General features: G+C 75.5%; 9 protein-coding genes. 6 read left to right on the top strand and 3 right to left on the bottom strand.

All coding sequences use genetic code 11. The annotated features are described in order from the left end of the window. Nucleotides 1-31: 31 nt before the first annotated feature. From ACIQBJ_RS03790 to ACIQBJ_RS03800, 3 genes are all read left to right on the top strand, one after another. Entirely contained in the window at nucleotides 32-988 is a 957-nt protein-coding gene (locus ACIQBJ_RS03790) for a helix-turn-helix transcriptional regulator (RefSeq protein ID WP_400702881.1), read from the top strand. 166 nt (nucleotides 989-1,154) lie between these two features. Beyond that, nucleotides 1,155-3,725, top strand: a complete 2,571-nt coding sequence (locus ACIQBJ_RS03795; RefSeq protein ID WP_400702884.1) for an ATP-binding protein — start codon at nucleotides 1,155-1,157, stop codon at nucleotides 3,723-3,725. 185 nt (nucleotides 3,726-3,910) lie between these two features. After that, complete coding sequence (locus ACIQBJ_RS03800) at nucleotides 3,911-7,282, top strand: AfsR/SARP family transcriptional regulator (RefSeq protein ID WP_400702887.1); 3,372 nt, start codon at nucleotides 3,911-3,913, stop codon at nucleotides 7,280-7,282. 135 nt (nucleotides 7,283-7,417) lie between these two features. Here the strand turns inward: ACIQBJ_RS03800 and ACIQBJ_RS03805 are convergent, their stop codons facing one another. Continuing rightward, nucleotides 7,418-8,998 carry an MFS transporter gene (locus ACIQBJ_RS03805; RefSeq protein WP_400702890.1) on the bottom strand — a complete coding sequence of 527 codons (1,581 nt, stop codon included), beginning with the start codon at nucleotides 8,996-8,998 and terminating at the stop codon, nucleotides 7,418-7,420. 483 nt (nucleotides 8,999-9,481) lie between these two features. Here ACIQBJ_RS03805 and ACIQBJ_RS03810 point away from each other — a divergent pair, with 483 nt between their 5' ends. Both ACIQBJ_RS03810 and ACIQBJ_RS03815 read left to right on the top strand, forming a co-directional pair. Continuing rightward, entirely contained in the window at nucleotides 9,482-10,540 is a 1,059-nt protein-coding gene (locus ACIQBJ_RS03810; protein WP_400702893.1) for a LacI family DNA-binding transcriptional regulator, read from the top strand. 754 nt (nucleotides 10,541-11,294) lie between these two features. Continuing rightward, nucleotides 11,295-14,129, top strand: coding sequence for a cellulose binding domain-containing protein (locus tag ACIQBJ_RS03815; protein WP_400702896.1), 2,835 nt, complete (start codon nucleotides 11,295-11,297; stop codon nucleotides 14,127-14,129). A gap of 76 nt (nucleotides 14,130-14,205) precedes the next feature. Here the strand turns inward: ACIQBJ_RS03815 and ACIQBJ_RS03820 are convergent, their stop codons facing one another. Then, the gene (locus ACIQBJ_RS03820; RefSeq protein WP_400702899.1) at nucleotides 14,206-15,177 is read right to left on the bottom strand and encodes an acetylxylan esterase; all 972 of its coding nucleotides are present in this window, start codon (nucleotides 15,175-15,177) and stop codon (nucleotides 14,206-14,208) included. Between the two features lie 46 nt (nucleotides 15,178-15,223). After that, nucleotides 15,224-16,084: a FadR/GntR family transcriptional regulator gene (locus ACIQBJ_RS03825; protein ID WP_400702902.1), complete on the bottom strand. Its 861-nt coding sequence runs from the start codon at nucleotides 16,082-16,084 to the stop codon at nucleotides 15,224-15,226. A 202-nt stretch (nucleotides 16,085-16,286) separates the two neighbouring features. Here ACIQBJ_RS03825 and ACIQBJ_RS03830 point away from each other — a divergent pair, with 202 nt between their 5' ends. Next, nucleotides 16,287-17,924, top strand: a complete 1,638-nt coding sequence (locus tag ACIQBJ_RS03830; RefSeq protein WP_400703489.1) for an ABC transporter substrate-binding protein — start codon at nucleotides 16,287-16,289, stop codon at nucleotides 17,922-17,924. Nucleotides 17,925-18,067: the final 143 nt, after the last annotated feature.

Genomic DNA, 18,067 nt, shown 5'->3' on the forward strand with positions numbered 1-18,067 from the left:
GCCGGGCACGCCCCGCTTGTACGATCGCGCCATGTCTGCGGCTGCTTCCTCCCCGTCCGGCGGGCGGACCGTGCACCCGGAGCTGACCGGCGCGGTGCTGCACGCCCTTCCGCCGTCCGGCGCGGAGCCGTCCCCGGTGGTGCTCGCCCGGCGTCTGCTCGCCGCGGGCGGCCCCGTCCCGGAGCAGGTGCACCGCGAACTGCTGGCGCTTCTGCACCGGCACGGCTGGCCCACCGTCCGCGCGGCCGGGGAGCGGCTGTTCTCCCGGCCGCGCGATCCGCTGCTGCGTTCGCTGGTGGCCGCCGCCGACGTCCCCGACCTGCTGGCCCGGGCCCGGCTCGCCGAACCGTGGCTGTACATCGGGCACACCACCCGGGAGGTGCTGCGGCCGGGTGAACTGACGGTCCGCCACCTCGGGCACCTGGGGCACCGTCCGCGGCCCGCCGAGAGCCTGTTCGTCTGCGCGATCCATCTGGCCGCGGTCACCGCCGTCACCGGCCGCACCCCGGACGTCCGCCTGCTCACCGCCGACGGCCGGGCCCTGCCGCCCACCGGCTCCGCCGCTCCGCCGCTGACCGGCTGGCGCCTGCGCTGGGACGCCCCGCCGCCCGGCCCGGCACCCGTCCGCCCGCTGGTCGGCGAACTGCGCGCCCGCATCGCCCTCGACCCGACCGCGCCGTGGCGCCTGGCCCGCGCCGCCACCGAACTCGGCCTCTCCCCCCGCACCCTGCAGCGCGCCCTCACCGCCGCCGGCACCACCTTCCAGGCCGAACTGACCCGCGTCCGCGTCGCCACCGCCGGCCACCTGCTGCGCCGCACCGACCTCCCCGTCCACGAGATCGCCGCCGCCGCGGGCTTCACCGACCACCCCCACCTCACCCGCACCTTCCGCACCCACCACGGCCGCACCCCGACCGCCTTCCGCCACCTGCCCGCAGAGGAGGCGGCGGCGGAGGCGGAGGAAGGCGGCCGGGTTCGGCGGAGCTGAGCCGATCGCACCCGCGACGGCGGCGGCCGGGCAAGCGAAACGGGAACGCGGACGTGGCCGAAGATCCCGAAACGGTGTCCCCCGTGGTCCGACCGGGCGAGGATGAACGAAGATGAACACCGTCGAGCATGCGGGTGTGCGGGTGTGCAGCAGGTCAGGGGTTCAGGTGGGCGGGGAGAACGGCGGCAACGGCGGGGCGGCGGCGCTCACCGAACTGCGCGGGCTGTTGAAGGACGAGTCGGCCCGCAGGCGGCTGACGGAGGACCAACTCGCCGTCCGTGCCCGGCTGAGCGGCACCACCGTCCACGAGGCCCTCCAGGACGGCGGGAGAGTCCCGAGCGCCGCGACCGTCGCCGCCCTGGCCGAGGCCCTGGGCCTGCCGGACGAACGGCTGCTGTCGCTGCAGCGGACCGCCGCACAGGGCACGCAGGACGGGCCGGTCGCGCAGGGCGGGCCGGTCGCGCAGGGCGGCCCGACCAGTCCGCCGGGGCCCTACGCCCCGCCGCCTCTGCCCGGCGGGGTGCAGCGGGCCGAGCTCGACGCGAGCGGGCAGCAGTCGGTGGCGGCGATGTGGATCGGCGAGGTCCATCAACATGCGCCCTCCGCGCCGGAGTTGAAGCCCCTCGCCCCTCCCCGGTCGCTTCCTCCCGGGTTCACCGGCCGGGACGAGGACCTGGAGGAGCTGCTCGGCTTCCTGGCCCCCGCCGCGGGTTCCGACAACGGGGTCGAGCACGCGGTGGTGGTGGCGTCGGTGCTGGGGATGGGCGGGATGGGCAAGACCACGCTCGCCCTGGCCGCCGCCCACACCGCGCTCAAGCGCGGACTGTTCACGGGTGTGCTGTTCCTGGACCTGCACGGCTACGACGAGACGCCCGTCGACGCCGACCGCGCCCTGGACACCGCGCTGCGCAACCTGGGCACCGAGGCCGAGCAGATCCCGCCGGAGACCGACCAGCGCGCCGCCCTCTACCGCGCCCAACTCGCCGCCCGCGCACGGGCCGGCGAACGCGTCCTGGTCCTGGCCGACAACGCCTCCGACAGCGGACAGGTCGACCACCTGCTGCCTTCCGGGGACGGCCCGCACCGGATGCTGGTCACCTCCCGCGACAACCTCGCCCCCGACCTCGGCGCCCGCCTCCTCGACCTCGACGTCCTCACCCCCGAACGCGCCGTCGCCCTGATGGACGCCGCCCTGCGCGTGGTCCGCCCCGCCGACGCACGGATCACCGCCGACCCCGCCGGCTCCGCCCGCGTCGCCGAACTCTGCGGACACCTCCCGCTCGCCCTGCGCATCGCCGCCGCCCAACTCGGCCGCAACCTCAAACCCGCCCAGCTCGCCGAGGAGTTGGAGAACCTCGCCGAACGCCTGGACGTGCTGGAGGGCCGCGACGCCGCGGTGCGCACCGTCCTGGCCGGCTCCTACCGGCGCCTGGCGCCCACCCACGCGGAACTGTTCCGCGCGCTCGGGGTGCATCCCGGGGCCGACCTGTCCACCGAGACCGCCGCCGCCCTCACCGGCGTGAGCAAACTCCGCGACGTCCGCAAACGGCTGGAGGCCCTCGCCGACGCCAGCCTCGTCCGCGAGGACCCCGACACCGGACGCTGGCGCATGCACGACCTCGTCCGCGCCTACGCCACCGAACAGGCCGACCGACACCCGCAGAGCGCCCTGGCCCTCACCCGCCTCCACCAGCACTACATCCGCACCACCCAGGCCGCCGACATCCATTTCGACCCCACCACCGTCGGCGACCGGAAACGTTTTCCCGACCGGGATTCGGCCTTCGCGTGGCTCGACGCCGAACGCGCCAACCTCCTCGCCGCCGTCCAGCACGCCCACAGCACCGGCCGGCACGAGACGACCATGGAACTGGCGCACTACCTCCGGGACTACCTGCTCTCCCGCCGGTACCTGCAGGACGCGTTCGACATCGCCGTGCTCGCCCACGAGACGGCCACCTCGCACGGCGACCGCCTCGGTGAAAACAGCGCCTGGAGCAACCTCGGCACCGTCCTCCACCAACTGCGCCGCTTCGACGAAGCCCACCACGCCCACCAACAGAGCCTCGACATCTGCCGCGGCCTCGGCGACCGCCGCGGCGAGGGCCTCGCCTGGAACAACCTGGGCAACGCCCTCAAGGAGCTGCGCCGCTTCGACGAAGCCCTCCAGGCCCACCAACGCGCCCTCGACATCTGCCGCGACCTCGGCGACCGCCGCGGCGAGGGCCTCGCCTGGAACAACCTCGGCCTCACCCTCCACGAACTGCGCCGCTTCGACGAAGCCCTCCAGGCGCACCGACACGCCCTCGACATCCACCACGACCTCGGCGACCGCCGCATCGAGGGCACCGTCTGGAACAACCTCGGCATCGCCCTGCAAAAACTGCGCCGCTTCGACGAAGCCCTCCAGGCGCACCGACACGCCCTCGACATCCACCACGACCTCGGCGACCGCTACCACGAAGGCATGGCGTGGAACAACCTCGGCACCGGTTGGCGCGGCACGGGAACGTACGAGCGGGCGGTGGAAGCCGGCGAGCGCGCCACCGCCGTCTTCCGCGAGCTGAACGACTCCTACCGGGAGGGCCAGGCGCTCGACGAACTCGCCGACACCCTCCTGGCCGCCGGACATCCCGCCGACCAGGTGCACGCCACCCGCGAAGCCTCCGCGGCCGCCTACCGGGCCACCGGGGCCGACAGCGAGGCCGAGGAGGCGCTGGCGAAAGCCGACCGGTAGCCGACCGCCGACCGGTCCTCGCCGCCGTGGTCCTGCTCAGGCTGCGCCGCCGCACGCGGTCGAGGTCCCGGGTGCTCGGCAGTGTGGTGGAGTCCCTTGCGGCCGCAGCCCGTTGAGGGCGGGCCGGGCACGCGCCGTCGAGAGCGGGGCGGGCCTGGCAGAATGGCGGGCGGAGGTTGGGTGACGTGCGGATCGGCATCCTCGGGCCGCTGGAACTGCGGGACGGTGCGGGACGGGCCGTCGAGGTGAGTGGGGGGCGGCTGCGGTCGCTGGTGGTGCGGTTGGCGCTCGCCGAGGGGCGGCCGGTCGCCGCGGAGCGGCTGGTCGAGGACCTGTGGGGGGCGGACCCGCCGGCCGTGCCCGGCAATGCGCTGCAGACCCTGGTGTCACGTCTGCGGGCGCTGGGCGGGCGGGAGTTGGTGGCGGCGGTCGCGGGCGGCGGGTACCGGCTGGGGGTGGCGCCGGAGGCGATCGACGCGGTGGAGTTCGAGCGGCTGCTGGCGGCGGCCCGGGCGGCGGCCGACCCGGCGGAGCGGGCGGGGGTGCTGCGGCGGGCGCTCGCGCTGTGGCGCGGCCCGGCGCTCGCCGAGGTGTCCGGTGCCGCCTTCGCGGGCGGTGCGGCCGGCCGGTTGGAGGAGCTGCGGCTGACGGCCGTGGAGCAGCGGGTCGAGGCCGAGCTGGCGCTCGGCGAAGGGCCGCACCTGGTCGCCGAGTTGGAGGAACTGGCGGCGGCGCACCCGCTCCGCGAGCGGCTGCGCGGGCAGCTGGTCCGCGCCCTGGCCGCGGCGGGCCGCCCGGCCGACGCCCTGGCGGCGTACGAGCGCACCCGCCGCGCGCTCGCCGAGCACCTCGGCGCGGACCCGTCGGCGGAGCTGGCCGCGCTCCATCTCGCGCTCCTGCGCGGCGAGCTGGCACCCGTGACGGCTCCGGCGGGAGGCCCTTCCGGCGTCCGGCGCGGCAACCTGCCGAACGCGCTGAGCAGTTTCGTCGGGCGGGAGGAGGAGCGCGCGGCGGTCGGCGAACTGCTGCGCACCGGACGGCTGGTGACGCTGACCGGGCCCGGCGGGGCGGGCAAGACCCGGCTGGCGGTGGAGCTCGGGCGCGAGTCGGCGGACCGTCACCCGGACGGCGTGTGGCTGGTGCCGCTGGCGGCCGTCGGCGCGGGCGCGGACGTCCCGCAGGCGGTGCTGGCCGCGGTCGGGGTCTCCGAGGTGCTGCGGACGGGCGAGCCGGGCGGCGTGCTGCGACCGGCCGCCGAACGGCTGGTGGAGGCGCTGGAGCACCGGCGGCTGCTGCTCGTCCTGGACAACTGCGAGCATCTGCTGGACGCGGTGGCCGAGTTGACGGTCCGGGTGCTGGCCGGGGCGCCGCAGGTCCGGGTGCTGGCCACCAGCCGCGAGCCGCTCGGCGTCACCGGCGAGGCGCTCTGCCCGGTGCCCTCGCTGCCGCTGCCCGCCGCGGACGGAACCCCGGGCCCGGACGAGGCCCTGGCGCACGGCGCGGTCCGGCTGTTCGTCGAACGGGCGGCCGCGGTCCGCCCCGGCTTCCGGCTGGACGCGGCCTCCACCGGCCCGGTGGTGGCCATCTGCCGTGCGCTGGACGGCATTCCGCTGGCGATCGAACTCGCGGCCGCCCGCACCCGGGCGCTGACGCTCCGGCAGATCGCGGCCCGCCTGGACGACCGCTTCCGCCTGCTCGGCCGCGGCGGCGACCGGACGGCGCTCCCCCGCCACCGGACCCTGCGGGCGGTCGTCGACTGGAGCTGGGAGCTGCTGACCGGCCCGGAGCGCGCGGTGCTGCGCCGGCTCGCCGTGTTCGCGGGCGGCGCGACGCCCGAACTCGCCGAACAGGTCTGCGCGTCGGGTGGTGAGGGCGATGCCGGTCCGGACGGCGGCGGAGTCCGGGTCGACCCGGACGAGGTGGTGGACGTCATCGCCGCGCTGATCGACAAGTCGCTGGTGGCGGCGTCCCGCACGGAGGGCGACGACGCGGGCCGGAGCGGCGACACCGGTGGAGGCGGCGCGGGCGGCGGCGCGGGCGCGGGCGACGGCGCCGGCGCGGGTGACGGCGGGGTGCGGTACCAGCTGCTGGAGACCGTCCGGGCCTACGCGGCCGAGAAGTTGGCGGAGTCCGGCGAGACGCGACGGGTCCGGGACGCGCACGCCGCCGCGTTCCTCGCCCTCGCCGAGCGGGCCGAGCCCGAGCTGCGCCGCCGGGACCAGCTGCGCTGGGCGGCCCGACTGGAGGCCGAACGCGGCAACCTGGGCGCGGCGTTGGGGCACCTGGTCGAGTGCGGCGACCGGGTCGCGGCGCTGCGCCTGCTGGGGGCGCTGGTCTGGTTCTGGCTGCTCGGCGACCACGCGACCGAGGCGGGCGGCTGGGCGGTCGCGGTGCACCGGCTCGTCGACGGACGGGCCCCGGCGGGCCAGGAGGACGCCTACGCGCTGTGCACGTTCCTGGCGGTGCTGGTGCCCGCGCTGAGCGAGGACGGCACCGGGGACGGTGTCGGGGACAGTGGCGGGGACAGTGGCGGGGACGCGGTGCGGCGGGCGGTGGCGGAAGCGCTGGCGTGCGTGCCCGAACGGCCGCGCCACCCGGCGCTGTTGCTCGCGGGCCCGGCCTGTGCGCTGCTGCTGGGCGAGGCGGCGGCCGCCCGGCGCGGGCTGCTGGCGCTGGCCGGGCACGAGGACCCGTGGGTGCGGGCGGCGGCCCGCACCGGGCTCGGCCGACTCGACCTGGCGGACGGGCGGTGGGAGCAGGCGGCCGGTCGTCTCGACTCCGGCTACCGGGAGTTCGGCCTGCTGGGCGAGCGGTGGGGGCGGAACGCGGCGATCGGCGGGCTGTTGGAACTGGCCCTGCTCCGGGGCGACGGCCGGGAGGCCGTCCGGCTCGGCGAGGAGGCGTACGGCGCGGCGACCGCCGGGGCCGGGCTGGAGCAGTGCGCCCTGCTGCTGGTGCAGTTGGGCCGGGCCCGGATCGAGGCGGGCGACTCGGACGGCGGCCGGGCGGACCTGCGGCGCGCGGTGGCGGAGGCCGAACGCCTCGGCGAGCCCGCGAACGCCGTCGCCGCCCGGCTGGCCCTGGCCGAACTGGCCCGGCGGACGGGCGATCCGGCGGGATCGTGCGAGGAGCTGCGGCGGGCCCTGGACCTCCTCGCCGCCATGCCGGACCGGGCCGACCGGCGCCGCCTGACGGCCCTGGCCCACAGCGGGCTCGGCGTGCTCGCCGAACAGGGCGGCGACCTGGCCGCGGCGGACGACCGGCACGGCCGGGCGCTGTCCGCGGTGCGCGAGCACCGGATCACCGACCGCGCCGTCCTGGCGACCGTCGCGGAGGGCCTGGCCGCGCTCTGCGCCGCCCGCGACGAACCGGTCCGGGCCGCCGAACTCCTCGGCGCGGCAAGCGGATTGCGCGGCCACCCGGCCACCTCCACCCCGGAGGCGGCCCGGGCGGCCACCGCCGCCACCGCCGCCCTCGGCCCGGCGGCCTTCGCCGCCGCGTACGAGCGGGGCCACGCGGCCCCCTACGGCGCCCACCCGTACGCGCTGCTGCCCTGACCCGCGCGCCCGGATACCCCTTTTCCCCAACGGAATTGACGCGGCATCAGGTCGCTGCCGCAGGTGGGTGCCCACCCCTGCGCATCGCTGCCCCGCCCCGCGGGCCAGCGGGCTCCTGCGGCAACCGATGCGGCATCAGATCAACGCCTCTGCCGGGTGCTCGGGTTCGACGGCGGCGGCTCGGTCGGGCTTCGGGCGGCTCGGGAGGAAGAGCGCGGCGAGGGCGGCGGCCAGGACGGCGATCGCGCCGCAGACGGTGAGGACGGTGCTCATGCCGTGGACGAAGGCGTTGTGGGCGGAGGACAGCAGGGCCGGGTCGGGGAGTTGGCGGGCGAGGGCGTCCGCGGCGGCGATCGAGTCGCGGGCCGCGGCGGCGGCCGGGGCGGGCAGGCCGGAGGTGTCGATCCGGGCCAGGTAGCCCGCGCCGAGGATGCTGCCGAGTCCGGCCACGCCGAGGACGCCGCCGACCTGCTGGAGGGTCTCCAGCACGCTGGTGCCCGCCCCGGCGTCGTCCTTGGGCAGGGTGGCGAGCACCAGGCCGGTGGACGGCACGATCGCCAGGCCGAAGCCGACGCCGACGACGGACAGCCAGAGCGCCGTGTACCCGTAGCCGGTGCCGGGCCCGGCGTCCGCGCCGAGCAGCACGCCGGCGGCCAGCACCAGCAGGCCGGCCGGCACCACCGTCCGGGCGCCGAGCCGGGGCAGCAGGGCCTCCCCGGCGGCGGCGGACAGCATCAGCCCGCCGATCAGCGGGAGCACCCGCAGGCCGGTGCCGAACGCGTCGAAGCCCTGCACCGACTCCAGGTACTGCGGCACCAAGAACAGGATGCCCATGATCGTGAAGTTGCCGAAGACCGCGGTCAGGGTGCCCCAGGCGAAGCCGCGGTCGGCGAACAGCCGCAGGTCCACCAGCGCGCCGGGGGTGCGGCGCTGCTGCCGGACGAAGACCGCGAGCAGGACCGCCCCGGCGCCCAGGGTGAGCAGCACGACGGGATCGCCCCAGCCCTCGGTGGGCACCAGGATCGCGCCGTGCACCAGCGCGGTGATGCCGACCGTGCTCAGCACCGTGCCCCGGAGGTCGAACGGGGCGGCGGGGGCGGCGAGTTCGGCGGCGGGCCGGTCGGCGGCCCGGTCGGCGGGCGTCGGGTCGGCGGGCAGCAGCAGGCCGGCGGCGAGCAGGGCGAGCGCCACCACGGGGACGTTGAACAGGAACACCGAGCCCCACCAGAAGTGGTCGAGCAGCCAGCCGCCGATCACCGGCCCGGCGGGCATGCCGAGGGCCGCGGCCGCGGTCCAGACGGCGAGCGCCCGGGAGAGTTCCCCGGCGGGGAAGATCCGCGGCAGCAGGGCCATCGAGATCGGCATGATCAGTGCGGCCCCGAGGCCGAGCACCGCCCGGACCGCGATCACCGCGCCGGGGCTGTCGACGAACGCCCCGGCCAGCGAGGCCAGTCCGAACAGGGCGAGCCCGGCGAGCAGCAGCCTGCGGTGGCCGCGGCGGTCGCCGATCCGGCCGACGGGGAGCATCGCCACGCTGAACGCGAGCAGGTAACCGCCGCCGATCCACAGGAGTTGGCCGCTGTCGGCGCCCAACTCACCGGCCAGGGTGGGCAGGGCGACATTGACGATCGTGCCGTCCAGGCCGACCACCAGCACGCTCAGGACCAGGGCGCCGAGCGCCCACCAGCGGCGGGGCGGGAGTACGGGGGTTGTCACGGGACGGCCTCCAGGCGGTCGGGGACGACAGGGGTGCGCGGGGCTCCGGCACCGGGGGCGGACCGCCCGCCGGCGTCCCCGACCGCCCCAGGCTCGCGGGCGGCACCCGCACGGCGCTGGCACCGCCCTGGCACCGCGCTGGTACGGCTCCGGCGCGGCCTCCGGCAGGGCTCCGGCGCGGCTTCCGTACGGCGGCGGCCTCCGGTCGGCCGGGGCGGGGCCGTCCGACGGCCCGTCAGCGGTGCTTGCGCCAACCTCCGCCGCCCGCAAGGACGGTGGCGGACGGTTCGGGTCGGCCGGGAAATCCGTGCCGTCGCGCCCCTTGACGGTCCACCGACGACGCACCTACGGTGCGGGAGCCGACGGCCCCGGGCGGGTGGCCACGGCCTCCCCCACCCCGCGCCAGGAAGGGCGACCGCGTTGCCCGTTCACCCGCTCCCCCACCCGAGCGGCACCGCCCGAGAGCCCGGCGGTCCCGTCCACGTGCCCGCGTCCGCCTCCGTCCCGGCGCCCGTTCCCGGGGCCGTCCACGCGCCCGCGTCCGGCGAGTCGGCGGAGTCCGCGCCCGGACCGACGCTCGCCCAGGTAGCCGCCCGCGCGGGCGTCTCCAGCGCCACCGCGTCCCGGGTGCTGAACCGCTCCGCGCCGGTCTCCGCCGAGATTGCCGCGCGGGTCGAGTGCGCCGCCCGCGAACTCCGCTACGTGCGCCGCCGGGCCCCCGCCGCGGCCGCCCGCGACACCGGGGCGATCGCCGTGGTGGCCTTCGCCGACGTGCTGCGCTTCCATGCCGACCCGTTCCCCGTCCGGCTCCTCGCGGGCGCCCAACGCTTCGCCCCGGACCGGGAACTGGTGGTGCTCACGGCCGGCCCCGGACCGGCCCGGCCGTCCCTGGTGCGCTACCTGTGCGGCGGGCACGTCGACGGGGTGCTGCTGGTCGGACGCTGGGGCGACCCGGCACTGCCCGGCCTGCTGCAGGCCGCGGGCGTACCGGTGGTCTCGCTCGGACGGCCGCCGCAGCCCCAGCGGCTCGCGCACGTGGACGCCGACAACCTGAGCGGGGCCCGGGCCGCCGTCCACCTGCTGCACCGGGCCGGGCGGCGCCGGATCGCCACCATCGCGGGCCCGCCCGACACCGCCGCGGGCGCGGACCGGCTGGCCGGGTACCGGCGGGCCCTCGCGGACCACGCCGACCCGACCCGCTGCGCGGTCGCCTACGGCGACTTCGGGTCGCGTTCGGGCGAGCACGCGATGCTCAAGCTCCTGGGCCAGCACCCGGACGTGGACGCGGTGTTCGCCGCCTCCGACGCGATGGCGGTCGGCGCCCTCCGCGCCCTCAGACGGCTCGGCCGCCGGGTTCCCGAGGACGTCGCCGTCATCGGCTTCGACGACTCCCCCGCCGCCGCGACCGCCCGCCCGGGCCTCACCACCGTCCGCCAACCCGTCGAGGACCTGGGCGCCCGCGCCGTCGAACTCCTCCGCGACCCGTCCCCGTCCCGCTCCGTGGTCCTGCCGACCCACCTGGTCGTCCGCGAGTCCTGCTGACAGTCGGGAGGCAGGCACCCGCGTGGGCGTTCAGGGGCCCGGGAATGGACCCCGCACCCTTGACACTCCTTCTGCACATGCCCTTCGAACAGCGGAAACGTCCCGCCGGAGAGGTCCCGGGCGGGGCGTTTCGCGTACGGCCAGGACTGACGGGAAGCGCTGCAGCGGGCGCCCGGGCGGGACAGGCCCGGTACTCCGCCCCAGGTCGCCGATCAGGTGAGTGCGGCTGCCCACCGTCCGCGCGACAGGTGGATCGTGCCGTCCGGGCTCACCGCGGCGTCGCACCCGTACAGCGGCAGGCCGCCCTCGACCACGGCGCAGCGTCCGGCCCTCGGGGCCCTGCTCCCACCGGTTCGGGACGAGCGTGTGCCGGGGGAGACCCGCCACGGCGTCGCGCCACCGCGAGTCCGGGTCGGTGACGCGTCCCGCCAGGGCGGCGGCGCGCTGCTCCCAGTCCATGAAGTTCCTCTCTCCCCCCACGGGCCGAAAACAGGATTGCAGGGGGCGGGGTTGTCCGGGCCGCACCTCTCGCTGTCGCTCGGCGGGCAGCCGTCGAGTGCGACCGGGAAGGCGGCGCGGACGCCGGGGCGGCGGACTGTCGAATGGCGGTCGAACGGGGGGTGGGCGGGGTGTAAGTTTCATCGGCTTTCGGGGCTTGAGCTGGGGGTTCCCGGGTTGTCGAACGTGTTCGTTGTCGCTCGGCGGGGAGCGCCCGCTAGCTGGTGCTCCCCACCTGTGAGCTAGGAGAGTCCCCATGTCCCCTGTGCCCTTCGAGCGCCGGGTCGCGGCGCGGCCGCCGGAGCGGCGGCGTCGGCCGGTGCTGGCGGCGGTGGCCGCCGCGGCTGCCCTGGCGGCCTGTGCCGCGAGCGTCGTGCTGCCCCAGCTGAGCGCCAGTGCGGCGGAGTCGGTGGCCGCGCCGGCCGTCGCGTCGCAGCCGTACAGCTGGAGCAACGCGCAGATCGGTGGCGGCGGGTTCGTTCCGGGGATCGTCTTCAACCAGGGGCAGCAGGGGCTGGTGTACGCCCGGACGGACATCGGCGGCGCGTACCGGCAGGACCCGGCGACCAAGCAGTGGATTCCGCTGCTGGACTCGCTGGGCTGGGACGACTGGGGGCTGACCGGGGTGGCCAGTGTGGCCACCGACGCGAAGAACCCGAACCGGGTGTACCTGGCGGCGGGCACGTACACCAACAGCTGGGACCCGGCGAACGGGGCGATCCTGCGCTCCGCCGACCAGGGTCGGACGTGGCAGCGCACCACCCTGCCGTTCAAGGTCGGCGGGAACATGCCGGGCCGGGGCATGGGCGAGCGGCTGACCATCGACCCGAACAACAGCGCGGTGCTCTGGTTCGGCGCCCCGAGCGGCAAGGGCCTGTGGCGGAGCGCCGACTACGGCGTGACCTGGTCGCAGGTAAGCGCTTTCCCGGTGACCGGCACGTACGCGCCGGACCCGTCCGACAGCTCGGGCTACCAGAGCGACCCGCTGGGCGTGCTGTGGGAGGTGTTCGACCAGGGCGGCGGCACCGTCAACGGCGTGACGAAGACGATGTACGTCGGCGTCGCGGACAAGCAGAACAGCGTCTACCGCTCGGACGACGGCGGTTCGACCTGGACCCGGATCGGCGGGCAGCCGACCGGCTTCGTCCCGCACAAGGCGGTGCTGGACGCGTCCGGCGGCAACCTGTTCGTCTCGTACTCGGACACCGGCGGCCCGTACGACGGCGCGCACGGCGACGTGTGGAAGTACGCGACGGGCACCGGGAGTTGGACGAACGTCAGCCCGGTGCCGTCCTCGGACGGCGGCAACAACTTCTTCGGCTACTCGGGTCTGACGATCGACCGCGAGCACCCGAACGTGCTGATGGTGACGGGCTACAGCTCGTGGTGGCCGGACACCCAGATCTGGCGGTCGACCGACTCGGGCGCGACCTGGAAGCCGTTCTGGTCGTACAACGGGTACCCGACCCGGGCCGACCGGTATTCGATCGACATCTCCTCGGTGCCGTGGCTGACCTTCCACGCGAACGTGTCCGCGCCGGAGGAGTCGCCGAAGCTCGGCTGGATGACCGAGTCGCTGGAGATCGACCCGTTCGACTCGAACCGGATGATGTACGGCACCGGCGCGACGCTGTACGGCTCCTCGAACCTGACCGACTTCGACAAGGGCGCCAAGGTCTCGATCGCCCCCGTGGTCAAGGGGCTGGAGGAGACCGCGGTCAACGACCTGGTCTCGCCGCCGACCGGCGCGCCGCTGCTCAGCTCGCTGGGCGACCTCGGCGGGTTCCGGCACGACGACCCGACGAAGGTCCCGGCGAAGATCTTCTCGCAGCCGAACCTGACCTCCGGCACCTCGATGGACTTCGCGCAGGCCGCGCCCGCCACCATGGTGCGGGTCGGCGAGACGGCGTCGGGCTCGACCGAGAAGCACATCGGCTACTCGACGGACGGCGGCGCCAACTGGTTCGCGGCCTCGGCCGAGCCGGCCGGGGTGACCGGCGGCGGGCAGGTCGCGATCGCGGCCGACGGCTCGGCCACGGTGTGGAGCCCGAAGGGCACCGGCGTGTACCGCTCGGCCGGGACGGGCAGCTCCTGGACGGCGGCCGCCGGCCTCCCGGCGGGCGCGGGCGTGCAGGCCGACCGGGTCGACCCGAAGACCTTCTACGGCTGGTCCGGCGGCACCTTCTACGTGTCCACCGACGCGGGTGCCACCTTCACCGCGAAGGCCGGCGGCCTGCCCACCGAGTCGGTCCGCTTCAAGGCCGTCCCGGGCGTGAAGGGCGACGTCTGGCTGGCCGGCGGCACCGCCACCACCTCGTACGGCCTCTGGCACTCGACCGACGGCGGCGCGACCTTCGGCAAGCAGGCGGGCGTCGACCAGGCCGACAACATCGGCTTCGGCAAGGCCGCCCCCGGCAAGAGCTACCCGGCGATGTACACCTCCGCGAAGATCGGCGGCGTGCGCGGCCTGTTCCGCTCGGACGACGCGGGCGCGAGCTGGGTCCGGATCAACGACGACGCGCACCAGTGGGGTTGGACCGGCGGCGCGATCACCGGCGACCCGCGGATCTACGGCCGGGTGTACGTCGGCACCAACGGCCGCGGCATCCTGTACGGCGACGTCGCGGGCGGCGCCTCGCCCTCCCCGAGCACGAGCGCCTCGGCCTCCAACTCGCCGTCCCCGTCCCCCTCCCCGTCCGCTTCGACCTCGTCCTCGCCCTCGCCCTCGGCTTCGGCTTCGGCTTCGTCCTCCCCCGGTGGCTCCTCCTCCTGCGAGATCACCTACGCGGTGAGCAGCCAGTGGGGCGGCGGCTTCGGCGCCAACGTGACGGTCGCGAACAAGGGCACCGCGGCGGTCAACGGCTGGACGGTGAAGTGGGCCTTCCCGAGCGGGCAGACCGTCACCTCGCTCTGGAACGGCAGCGTCACCCAGAGCGGCGCACAGGTCACCGTCACCGACGCGGGCTACAACAAGGCCATCGCCCCCGGGAGTTCGACCTCCTTCGGCTTCAACGGCAGCTGGAGCGCGGCCAACACGGCACCGACCGCGTTCACCCTGAACGGCACCGCGTGCACGGTGAGGACCGGCTGACGGACCGACAGCTCCCGGCACCCGCCCCCGTCGTCGCCCCCGTGCGTGCGGGTGGCGGGTGCCTCGTTCGGTGCCGTCAGCCGATCCGTTCGCGCAGCCAGGCGAGCTTGGCGGCCAGGTGGACTTCGCCGCCGCCCTCGTGGCCGTTGAACTCGTAGACGCGGAGGGCCTTTTCGCCGGGGTGGGCGTGGTAGGCGGCGAACGGGCCGGAGGGCGGGCAGATCGGGTCCATCATGGCGATGGAGAACAGGGCGGGGGCCCGGACCCGGCCGGCGAGCAGGGCGGCGTCGAAGTAGGCGAGGGTGGCGAAGGCGCTGGTGGTGCGGTCGCGGTGCAGGCGCAGGTACTCGGCGATCTCGGTGAACGGGGGCCGGGAGGCGGTGCGGACGCCGCGCGGGAAGTCGCACAGGAACGGGACGTCGGGCAGGACGCCGGCGAGCGGGCCGTCGGTGAGCGCCGCCGCAGCGAGGGCGATGCCGCCGCCCTGGCTGATGCCGGTGGCGGCGATCCGGGCGGGGTCGACCTGCGGGAGGGTGCGGGCGGCGGCCAGGAAGCGGACGGCGTCGGTGTAGACCCGGCGGTAGTAGTGGTCGTCGGGGTGGTCGAGGCCGCGGGTGAGGAACCCGGGGACGGTGCCCGCGCGTTGGGGCGCGGGGTCGTGGGTGCGGCCGGGGGCGGCGGACCAGCCCTGGCCGCGGGTGTCCATGACCAGGTGGGCGTAGCCGGCGCAGGCGTAGGTGAGGTTCTCGTGCGGGAGTCCGGTGCCGCGGCCGTAGCCGAGGTACTCGACGACGCAGCCGAGCGGGCCGTCCGCTCGGGCGGGGAGGTGGAGGCGGCCGTGGACGGGGTGGCCGCCGAAGCCGGGGACGGTGAGGTCGTAGGTGTCGACCAGGGTGAGGCCGCTGGGGACGGGGGTGAGGGCGGGGCGTTCGACGGCGGGGCCGGCCTCGGCGAGGGTGCGCCGCCAGAAGGCGTCCAGGTCGGCGGGTTCGGGGAGGTGGGGGCGGTAGGCGAGGCACTCGTCGAGGGTGAGGTCGGTCAGCGGCACGGGTGTCTCCGTGGGGGCGCGGGGGTGGAAGCCCCCGGATCGTAGGTCAGACATCAGATGTCTGTCGACCCGAGGAAGCGGCCCGATCCCGGGCGGTGGCACCCTCCACGACGCCCCCCACCCGGGCGGCGACCCCCTCCGCGCGGGCGGCGGCGATCCGGCGGCGGACCGGGACGTAGTGCCGCCGGACGGCCTCGGTGAAGCGGTGCGGGTCACCGATCCGCAGCGCCTCGACCATGGCGCGGTGGGCCTCGACGGTGTCGGCCTCGTCCTGCGCGGTGACGATGTTCAGGTGCGGGGCGACCACGGCGTGCACCTCCCAGCAGGCCGAGGAGAGTTGGGCGACCAGCTCGTTGGCCAGGGGTTGCAGCAGCAGCGCGTGGAAGCTCCGGTCGGCCGCCACGATGTCCCGGCCGTGCTGCAGCTGGAGCTCCATCTCGCCCACCAGTTCGGCGAGTTGCTCCAGGTGGACGGGCAGCAGGGCGTCGATGATCCGGCCCGCCATGGCGCGTTCGAACAGCTCCCGGACGTCGACCAGGTCGGCGAGCACCCGGAAGTCGTCGTCGGGGCTGAGCAGGCCGCGGAAGCTCAGGCTCTCCACCAGGGCGGAGAGGCTGAGCCGGCCGACGAAGGTGCCGTGGCCGTGCCGGACCTGGACGATGTCGAGCGCGTCCAGCACCTTGATCGCCTCGCGGACGCTGGAGCGCCCGGCGCCGAAGGTCTCGCAGAGTTCGGCCTCGCTGGGCAGCGGGTCGCCGGGGCGGAGGCGGTGGTGCAGGATCAGCGCCTTGATCTGCTCGACCACCGAGGGCCGGGCGGGCGCGGGCCCGGGGCGGAATGCCCAGGTCGGCGGGCCGGAGCGCCGTTCGGGTCCGTTGCCGAATCGTGAACCTGCGGTGGTCGTCATCCCTTGACCCTCCCCTGCGGTGGCGGCTACGTTCACACCCTAACAGCAGACATCAGACGTCTGACGACGGATGAACTGCCACTCTTCTGCCTCACCGTCCGGGCCTCCGACCCCGGCACCCCGCGCGGCCCGCCCGACCGGTCCGCGTGCTGACACCCCCTCACTCCGCCTTCCCCCACAAGGAGTTCCCGTGCTGGAACGGATGTCCCAGGAGTCCCCCGCAGCCCAGGAGTCCGCAGTGCCGCGCACGGCCGCGGCGGTCGACCGCCGCGGCTTCCTGCGGCTGGTCGGCGCGCTCGGCGCCGCCACCGCGATCGCCGGCTCGGTCGCCGCCTGCGGCGGCCCGTCCTCCACCGCGGCGGGCTCCGCCGGCGGCGCCGCCGGGGGGAGCGACGGCACCATCGAGGCCGGCATCTCCTACGCGCTGTCCACCGGCTTCGACCCGATGACCTCCTCGGGCGCCACCCCGGTCGCCGCCAACCTGCACGTCTTCGAGGGCCTGGTCGACCTCGACCCGGCCACCCGGCAGCCGTACGCGGCGCTCGCCACCGCGATGCCGCAGCAGGTCGACGACACCACCTGGCGGGCGCAGCTGCGCTCCGGTGCGACCTTCCACGACGGCTCGCCGGTCACCGCCGAGGACGTGGTGTTCTCCTTCGCCCGGGTCCTCGACCCGGCGAACTCCTCGCTGATCGTGCAGTTCCTGCCGTTCCTGGACAAGGTGACGGCGGTGGACGCGAACACCGTGGAGTTCGGGCTGAAGTACGCGTTCCCGCTGTTCGCGAGCCGGATCTCGGTGGTGAAGGTCGTCCCGAAGAAGATCGTCGAGGCGGACCAGAAGGCGTTCGACGCCAAGCCGACCGGCTCGGGCCCGTACAAGGTGGTCGAGGCGACCCGGCAGGACAAGATCGCCTTCCAGCGGCACGACGCCTACAACGGGCCGCGCCCGGCGAAGGCCGCGGCGATGGTGTGGCGGCTGACCTCGGACCCGACCGCGCGGGTGTCCTCGCTGGTGTCGGGCCGGGTGCAGGCGATCGAGGACGTGCCGTACGTCGACGTGGCCGGGCTGAAGGGCAAGGCCGTCACCCGGTCGGTGGAGAGCTTCGGCAACCTGTTCCTGATGTTCAACTTCGCCCGCAAGCCGTTCGACGACAAGCGGGTCCGGCAGGCGCTGCACTACGCGCTGGACGTGGAGAAGATCGTCGCCACCGCGATGTACGGCAACGGCATCCCCTCCACCTCCTACCTGCAGCCCAGCCACCCCGACTACCACAAGGCCGCCACCGTCTACGGGCACGACCCGGAGAAGGCCAGGGCGCTGCTCGCGGAGGCCGGGGCGGGCGGACTGGCCGTCACCCTGCTGACCACCAACACCGGCTGGGTCAACGACATCGCGCCGCTGATCAAGGAGAGCTGGGACGCGGTCGGCGTGAGGACCACGCTGGACATCGGCGACTCCTCCGGCCAGTACAAGAAGGTCGACGCGGGCGACTTCGGCGTGATGGCGGCGCCCGGCGACCCGTCGGTGTTCGGCAACGACGTCGACCTGCTGCTGCGCTGGTTCTACGGCGCGGGCGTGTGGAGCACCAAGCGCTTCCGCTGGGCGGGTTCGCCCGAGGACCAGCAGGTCCGCGACCTGCTCGACCGGGCCGCGCGGAGCGCGGACCCGGCGGCCCGGTCCGCGCTGTGGAACCAGGCCATCGACCTGGTCGCCGAGCAGGCCGTGCTGTACCCGGTGGTGCACCGCAAGCTGCCCACCGCGTGGAACGACCAGAAGCTGGCCGGCTTCACGCCGCTGCCGACCACCGGCCTGTCCTTCCTCGGCGTCTCCGCCGCCTAGCCGACCGGCCCGCTCGACCGGCGTCGGGGGCCCGGGCCCCCCCCCCCCCCCCCGGGGTGGGGCACCGCAATGGCCGTTAACTCCCGCGCGCCCGGCGGCGGCGCGCGCGGGTGCCCGGGGTGGTGCGCCGCCGGAACCCGCGG

The sequence above is a fragment of the Kitasatospora sp. NPDC088391 genome (assembly GCF_044753345.1).
GTDB lineage: Bacteria > Actinomycetota > Actinomycetes > Streptomycetales > Streptomycetaceae > Kitasatospora.